At 62.7% G+C, this 6635-nt stretch carries 10 protein-coding genes; 3 read left to right on the top strand and 7 right to left on the bottom strand.

Annotated features, from left to right (window positions below):
- Nucleotides 1-32: 32 nt before the first annotated feature.
- Entirely contained in the window at nt 33-1442 is a 1410-nt protein-coding gene (locus RFM68_RS24655) for an aminotransferase-like domain-containing protein (protein WP_320235632.1), read from the bottom strand.
- Between the two features lie 91 nt (nt 1443-1533).
- Here RFM68_RS24655 and RFM68_RS24660 point away from each other — a divergent pair, with 91 nt between their 5' ends.
- The gene (locus RFM68_RS24660) at nt 1534-1782 is read left to right on the top strand and encodes a DUF1127 domain-containing protein (RefSeq protein ID WP_320235648.1); all 249 of its coding nucleotides are present in this window, start codon (nt 1534-1536) and stop codon (nt 1780-1782) included.
- Between the two features lie 3 nt (nt 1783-1785).
- On the opposite strand, the gene RFM68_RS24665 is transcribed toward RFM68_RS24660, so the two are convergent.
- From RFM68_RS24665 to purC, 6 genes are all read right to left on the bottom strand, one after another.
- Nucleotides 1786-2448 carry a Pr6Pr family membrane protein gene (locus tag RFM68_RS24665; RefSeq protein ID WP_320235633.1) on the bottom strand — a complete coding sequence of 221 codons (663 nt, stop codon included), beginning with the start codon at nt 2446-2448 and terminating at the stop codon, nt 1786-1788.
- 7 nt (nt 2449-2455) lie between these two features.
- Nucleotides 2456-2866 carry a hypothetical protein gene (locus RFM68_RS24670; RefSeq protein ID WP_320235634.1) on the bottom strand — a complete coding sequence of 137 codons (411 nt, stop codon included), beginning with the start codon at nt 2864-2866 and terminating at the stop codon, nt 2456-2458.
- Between the two features lie 39 nt (nt 2867-2905).
- Nucleotides 2906-3574 carry a phosphoribosylformylglycinamidine synthase subunit PurQ gene (gene purQ / locus RFM68_RS24675; protein WP_320235635.1) on the bottom strand — a complete coding sequence of 223 codons (669 nt, stop codon included), beginning with the start codon at nt 3572-3574 and terminating at the stop codon, nt 2906-2908.
- Nucleotides 3571-3825, bottom strand: coding sequence for a hypothetical protein (locus RFM68_RS24680; RefSeq protein ID WP_320235637.1), 255 nt, complete (start codon nt 3823-3825; stop codon nt 3571-3573). Before RFM68_RS24680 ends, purQ begins: the two co-directional genes overlap by 4 nt.
- A gap of 18 nt (nt 3826-3843) precedes the next feature.
- A complete protein-coding gene (purS, locus tag RFM68_RS24685; protein WP_320235638.1) occupies nt 3844-4083 on the bottom strand; it encodes a phosphoribosylformylglycinamidine synthase subunit PurS in 240 nt (79 codons plus the stop codon).
- A gap of 64 nt (nt 4084-4147) precedes the next feature.
- The gene (gene purC, locus RFM68_RS24690) at nt 4148-4942 is read right to left on the bottom strand and encodes a phosphoribosylaminoimidazolesuccinocarboxamide synthase (protein ID WP_320235640.1); all 795 of its coding nucleotides are present in this window, start codon (nt 4940-4942) and stop codon (nt 4148-4150) included.
- 274 nt (nt 4943-5216) lie between these two features.
- On the opposite strand from purC, the gene RFM68_RS24695 reads away from it, so the two are divergent.
- Together RFM68_RS24695 and RFM68_RS24700 are read left to right on the top strand one after the other, a co-directional pair.
- The gene (locus RFM68_RS24695) at nt 5217-5537 is read left to right on the top strand and encodes a DUF1476 domain-containing protein (RefSeq protein WP_320235641.1); all 321 of its coding nucleotides are present in this window, start codon (nt 5217-5219) and stop codon (nt 5535-5537) included.
- 156 nt (nt 5538-5693) lie between these two features.
- Nucleotides 5694-6467: an HpcH/HpaI aldolase family protein gene (locus RFM68_RS24700; protein ID WP_320235642.1), complete on the top strand. Its 774-nt coding sequence runs from the start codon at nt 5694-5696 to the stop codon at nt 6465-6467.
- Nucleotides 6468-6635: the final 168 nt, after the last annotated feature.

The raw sequence follows: 6635 nt of genomic DNA on the forward strand, positions 1-6635 counted from the left end.
AGCTGTCTCTGCTGCCGCCAATGAGACCGGCTTCAGGAAAAACTGTCGTAGCCGGCGCGGCCTTCATCGAGCAGGCGGCGGATGACGGCGACGCCGCCTGCGACATCCTTGCTTTGCTGCGGTTGCGATACGCCAAAACGCACGCCGTGAAAGACCTGCTCGGAGCGGCCGGCCTTGAACTCGTCCTCGTCGTCGATGAGCACGCCTTGCGCCAGGCAGGCGTTCTTGAAGGTGCCGGACAGCCACGGGTCCGGCAAGGTCAGCCAGACGAAGGGCACGTTGTCACGCGCCTTGAAGTCGAACCCCGCCAGCACGTCGCGCACGATGGCGAGGCGCGCCTGGATTTCGGCAATGCAGCGCTTGCGGATCTCGCCCGCCTGGCCCGACATCACGAGCCTTGTGCCGACCTCAGCCAGCAGGAAAGGCAGGCCGCCGGTCATCATCTTGTGGGCGACACGGATGCGGTGGCGGTAGGCCGGCGGGCAGGAGAGCCAGCCGCCGCGCACGCCTGCCGCGACCGACTTCGACAGGCCGCCGGCGACGATCGTGCGCTCGGGCGCATATTCGGCGAGCAGCGGCGTCGGATCGTCGGTGAGCTCGCCGTAAAGGTCGTCCTCGATCAGCGCGACATTGTACTCGCGCGCGATCCGCGCGATCGCCTGCCGCCGCTCCGCCGATAATGTCACCAAGGTCGGGTTCTTCGCGGTCGGCATCAGGAACATCACCTTTGGATGTTTCTGCGCGCAGACGCGCTCGAAATCATCAGGGTCGATGCCATCCTCGTCAGTCGAAACCAGCGCCGTGCGACGGCCGATCAGCCCGGCACTGCGAGCGATCTGCGAATAGGTGAGGTGCTCAAAGACCACGTAGTCGCCGGGCATGGTCAGCGCCGCGATCGCCGCCATGACCGCGGCATGGGTTCCCAGCGTCGGCACGATCGAATCGGGCGAGGGGCGGAAGGCATTGCGCGCCAGCCAGCGGCTTCCGGCTTCATACCAGCGTTCGGGGAAATCCCGCGTATAGCTCGAAATGTCGTGCGGATGCTCCTGCGCCGTGCGCGCCAACACGTCGGCAATCACGGCACCCTGGCCGACATCGGGCGCGGCGGTGCTGTCGAAGCGCAGCTTGCCGCTCGGCGCGTCGATAGGGCGCGTGCCTTGCAAGCCAGGTTCGACGTCGGGTTTCGCGGCCTCGGCGCGCTGGCCGAGCACATAGGTGCCGCGACCGACCTCGCCGCTCACCAGACCGCGTTCGCGCAGCAGCTGATAGGCCCTGCCGATGGTGCCGACGGTCGTGCCGATGTCATAGGCGAGGTCGCGCTGCGGCGGCAGTTTTGCACCGGCGTCGATGACCCCTCTGTCGATATCTGACTCAATGCTGTCAGCAAGACGCTGATACAGCGGGCCGGAGCCGGAGGAAAGATCGGGGAGCCAATTTGTCATGGTGACAATTTTCTATATTGCACCGCGCGATGAGTCAATTCATATCGAATCCGCGATTGGAAAGGTACAATCGAGACAAGGCAGAACGACAATGGATACAATCGAGACAATTCGCTACGCTCGCCCGGCGTTTCGCGCGCAGACCGATCCTCTGGCTAACCGCGGCTTCGCCGGTCGCATGGTGGTTGTGCTCCGTTCCCTCGCGAGGCAAATCGACCGCATGCTCGAGCGTCGGCGCGGCCGCCTTGCGCTGATAGAGATGACCGACGAGCAGCTGAAGGATATCGGCGTCTCGCGCTGCGATGCCCATCGCGAAGGCATCAGGGCGTTCTGGGAGTGACGTCTATCGTCGGCCGGGTGCAATCCGGGCCGCGGGCTTTCCCCGCAACCGGCCGATGCCGTGATCGACCAGCACGGCAAGCACGCTCAACCCGATGAACAGTGCGGTAACGGCTAAAGCCGAAACGGCGACCTGGGCCGCGCCGTTCTTGGCCACGTCGAGGAACGGGTAGGGTACTTCGCCGGCGAATGGCGCCCGTATCAGCGCATAGGCGAGATAGGCGATCGGATAGATCATCCACCAGGAGATATCGCGCCAGCGTGTCGTGCCGTCGGCACCGGCAATGAGCCACCAAAGCACGAAGATCAGCGGCGTGATGTAGTGGAGCAGGATATCGCAAAGCAGGAACAGGCCCTGCGGTTGCCAAAGCCTTGCCAGCACGGTCGCGTAGACGATGAAGACCAGCGTGACGGCGACCGCGACGCCAGCCCGCATGCGCTGCCCGGCGAAGGCCGGGAACCAGGCATAGCCGGCCGGCGAGACCAGCGCGGCATGCACCAGCACCGCGGCGATGTTGGTCAGGATGGTGAAAAAGCTGAAATAGAACACGATCGAGCCGAGCAAAGTGCGTCCCGCCGCCATCGATGCCGGCATCGTGATGGAAAATTGCAGGACAAGCGCGGCCACCCCGATAACCAATCCCGCGATCTGCAGGAACCGGCCCATGGCAGGCTTATGCCGCCGCCGCGCACGACGGATTGCCGGCCTGCCAGCGAGCAATATCGGAGCCGATGCGCGCGCCGAGCGGCTCATTCATCAGCGGACCGAACACATCGACGCGGCTGGAATTGCCTTGCGCCTGCACGACCAGCAGAGGCTTGCCGCCATAATGCTTGGCGGGCACCAGCAGGAAGCGCGGCGTGCCGCTGTAGGAATTGAGCTCATTGGCTATCTGGTAGGACTTGAAGGCCGGGTCCCTGCTGGCGATCCAGCATTTGTGAGCCGAGATGGCAACCTGTTCCATGGCAAGAAGCGAGGCGCTTTTGCCTGACGGCACCGGCGTGGTCTTGGGGCTGGACTGGCAGGAAGCCAAAGCAAGCCCGGCAGCGGCCAGGAGGGCAAGGCGAGCAATCGTCGGTCTCATGGTCAGTCCGCCCCCGCGTTCCGATTGGATGTCAAAGGATCAAGCCGCAATGCCGAGCGCGCTTTCAAACAGCGCCCGCCCATCATTGCCACCGTGCGCCGCCTCGATCAGGTTCTCCGGATGCGGCATCAGCCCCAGCACATTGCCCTTGTCGTTGACGATGCCGGCGATGTCGTTGATCGAGCCGTTGGGGTTGGTGCCGTCCGCATAGCGGAAGACCACCTGGCCTTCGCCTTCGAGCCGGGCAAGCGTCTCGGCATCGGCGAAATAATTGCCGTCGTGATGCGCCACCGGCGAGCGGATGATCTGTCCCGGCTGGTAGCCGCGGGTGAACATGGTGTTGGCGTTGGCGATCTGGAGCTTCACCTGCCGGCAGACGAATTTCAGCGAGGCATTGCGCATCAGCGCGCCGGGAAGCAGCCCCGCTTCGACCAGGATCTGGAAGCCGTTGCAGACGCCGATGACGGTGACGCCCTTGGCGGCCTTTTCGGCGACCGCCCGCATCACCGGCATGCGCGCCGCGATCGCGCCGCAGCGCAGATAGTCGCCGAAGGAGAAGCCGCCGGGGATGGCGATCAGGTCGACATCGGGAATTTCGGTGTCGGTCTGCCAGACGGTCGCCGGCGCCTGGCCGGAAATCTTGGTCAGCGCCGCGATCATGTCGCGGTCGCGGTTGAGGCCAGGCAGGAGGACGACGGCTGATTTCATTTCGGTTCGAAGGGCCTCTGGTTCTCGGCGAGTTCTCGCAGGTCTAGGCGGCGCTCGATGCGTTCGAGACGATCGTCTTGACGGGCGAGAATTCCGTAGATGTTGTGAATATCACTTTGAGTTGCCGCCATATGGCCCCGAAGCACATTCATCTCTCGCTTCTGCTCGGAAAAGTCCTGGCGAAGTTCCGCAAGCTCGTGGTGCACCCGCTTCAGAAGCTCGTACATCAAATCGCTTGTGGCTTCAGCCATAATGCCTCCAGTGCAACCTCAGGTTATGGCTACACTATAATTCTCAATCACCGTGTTCGCCAGAAGCTTGTCGCACATGGCTTTGAGATCGGCCTCGGCCTTGGCCTTGTCGGCGCCGGTAAGCTCGATGTCGAAGACCTTGCCCTGGCGCACCTGGCCGACGCCGTCGAAGCCCAGCCCGGAGAGCGCGTGCTCGATCGCCTTGCCCTGCGGGTCGAGAACGCCGTTCTTGAGGGTCACGGTGATACGGGCTTTCATCGATACTCCTGAGCGATGGTCGTGCGGGCGGCTGACCTGCCGTTGCCGGCAGGCCGCCTGGTAATCAGTGCTTCAAGCCCTTGGGCGACTCGGTGGAGGCGACGAGGACCGGGCCGGTCGGGCGCGGCGGCTCGTTCTCGTTTATGATGCCGAGACGGCGGGCAACTTCCTGATAGGCTTCGACCAGGCCGCCCATGTCGCGGCGGAAGCGGTCTTTGTCGAGCTTGTCCTGGGTGGCGACGTCCCACAACCGGCAGGAATCCGGTGAAATCTCGTCGGCGACGACGATGCGCATCATGTCGCCCTCGAACAGGCGGCCGCACTCGATCTTGAAGTCGACGAGCTGGATGCCGACGCCGAGGAACAGGCCGGAGAGGAAGTCGTTGATGCGGATGGCCAAGGCCATGATATCGTCGATTTCCTGCGGGCTTGCCCAGCCGAAGGCGGTGATGTGCTCTTCCGACACCATCGGATCGTCGAGCGCGTCGGCCTTGTAATAGAATTCGATGATCGATCGCGGCAGCACCGTGCCTTCCTCGATGCCGAGGCGCTTGGACAGGGAGCCGGCGGCGACATTGCGCACGACGACCTCGAGCGGGATGATCTCGACTTCCTTGATCAACTGCTCGCGCATGTTGAGCCGGCGGATGAAGTGGGTCGGGATGCCCATGCGATTCAAATGGTTGAAAATGTGCTCGGAAATGCGGTTGTTGAGCACGCCCTTGCCATCGACCACTTCGTGTTTCTTCTTGTTGAAAGCGGTGGCGTCGTCCTTGAAGAACTGGATCAGCGTCCCCGGCTCGGGTCCCTCATAGAGGATCTTGGCCTTGCCTTCGTAAATACGGCGGCGATTTTTCATCTGATTTTTTCTCTGGATCTGCGGGCAGGCGGCAAGTGACCAGTTCCTGTCCGTCTGCCTAAATTAGTATGGCGACGGCGGTGTTCAATGCCGGTGTTATCGCAATCGCCCTGTTTGCTCAATCGCCAAATCCCGCGAATCAACTGCTTTCGAGACTCAAATGCCGCAGCGCAGCATGCGACGAAGCATATTGACCGGCTCGCGGCCTTTTGATTTGTGCTTGCCCATCACACATATTCACCGCCAAGCGAATCGGATTGACCGGAGGGACGTCATGAGCAGCATGAAAGACCGCGAAGAGGGCTTTGAGCGCAAATTCGTCTTCGACGAGGAACTTCGCTTCAAGGCCTCGGCGCGCCGCAACAAGGCGCTTGGCCTCTGGGCCGCCGAGAAACTGGGCAAATCCGGCGCCGATGCCGAAGTCTATGCCAAGGAAGTGGTGGTCTCCGATATCGAGGAAGCGGGCGACCACGATGTTTTCCGCAAGATCCGCAAGGATTTCGATGCCGCTGGCGTCAATCAGTCCGATCACCAGATCCGCCGCACCATGGACGAGCTGATGGCGCAGGCGATCGAGGAGATCAAGAACAGCTGAGGCTGGATGAACATGATGTCGTCCGAAAACCGCTTCACACTTTTCGGCGTCATGCCGCAGCTGGACCAATCGACCGCCCGGCATAGCCGGGCGGTTTTTCTTTGCCTTCCCGCGGTTTCGGGCTGAAACTGCGGATTGTTAACAAGGAAAGTTCCGATGTCGCTCAAATCCCGCCTGGCCGCCGACGAAACGCTGTTCACCGCCTGGTCGGGGGTGCCGGACGCGCTGACCGTAGAGATCATCGCCAAGCAGGGTTTTGACGCAGTCACCCTCGACATGCAGCATGGCGGCCACCACGAGGACAGCGTGCTGCGCGGCCTGGTGCCGGTGCTGGCCGCCAGCAAACCGGCTCTGGTGCGCATCCCAGTCGGGCGCTTCGACATGGCGAGCCGTGCGCTCGATTTCGGCGCCGAGGCGGTGATCGCGCCGATGGTGAATTCCGTGGCCGATGCCCGGCAGTTCGCCGCCGCGATGAAATATCCGCCGCTGGGCGAGCGCTCCTGGGGCCCGACCTACGCCTTTCCGCGCCACGGCAAGGGGAACCATGCCGAATGGCTGCGCGATTCGAACCAGCGCACAATGGCGTTCGCCATGGTCGAGACGCGGGCGGCATTCGAGGTTCTGGACGGCATTTTGGACACGCCCGGCATCGACGGGATCTTCGTCGGTCCTTCGGATTTCTCGATCGCCTGGTCGAACGGCACCACCATCAATTCGACGCTGGAAAGCATGATGGAGACGGTTGCTTCGATCGCCGAGCGGACGCGCAAGGCCGGCAAGCATGCCGCGATCTACGTCATCGAGCCGGCAATTGCTGGTCGCGTCGTGTCGATGGGCTACCGGCTGCTCGCCATGGGCTCGGACCACACGCTGATCTTGCTCGGCGCAAACACGCTTTTGAAGAGCATGCGCGATTCGATCGGCGGCTGAGGCGTGCTGATATTCAGGTGAGGCCGGCCTGCAAATGCCGGTTTCCTGCGCTTCCGGTGCTCATATGTGGACGGCCCCCTGCTTGCAAGGCTTTGGCTGGAGATGATTTGATCGGATCGCTTGCGCTCATATGTCCGGCCTTTTGCGCGCGGATATGTGAGCGCTGGC

Origin of the sequence: Mesorhizobium montanum (genome assembly GCF_033977145.1) — a bacterium.
GTDB lineage: Bacteria > Pseudomonadota > Alphaproteobacteria > Rhizobiales > Rhizobiaceae > Mesorhizobium > Mesorhizobium montanum.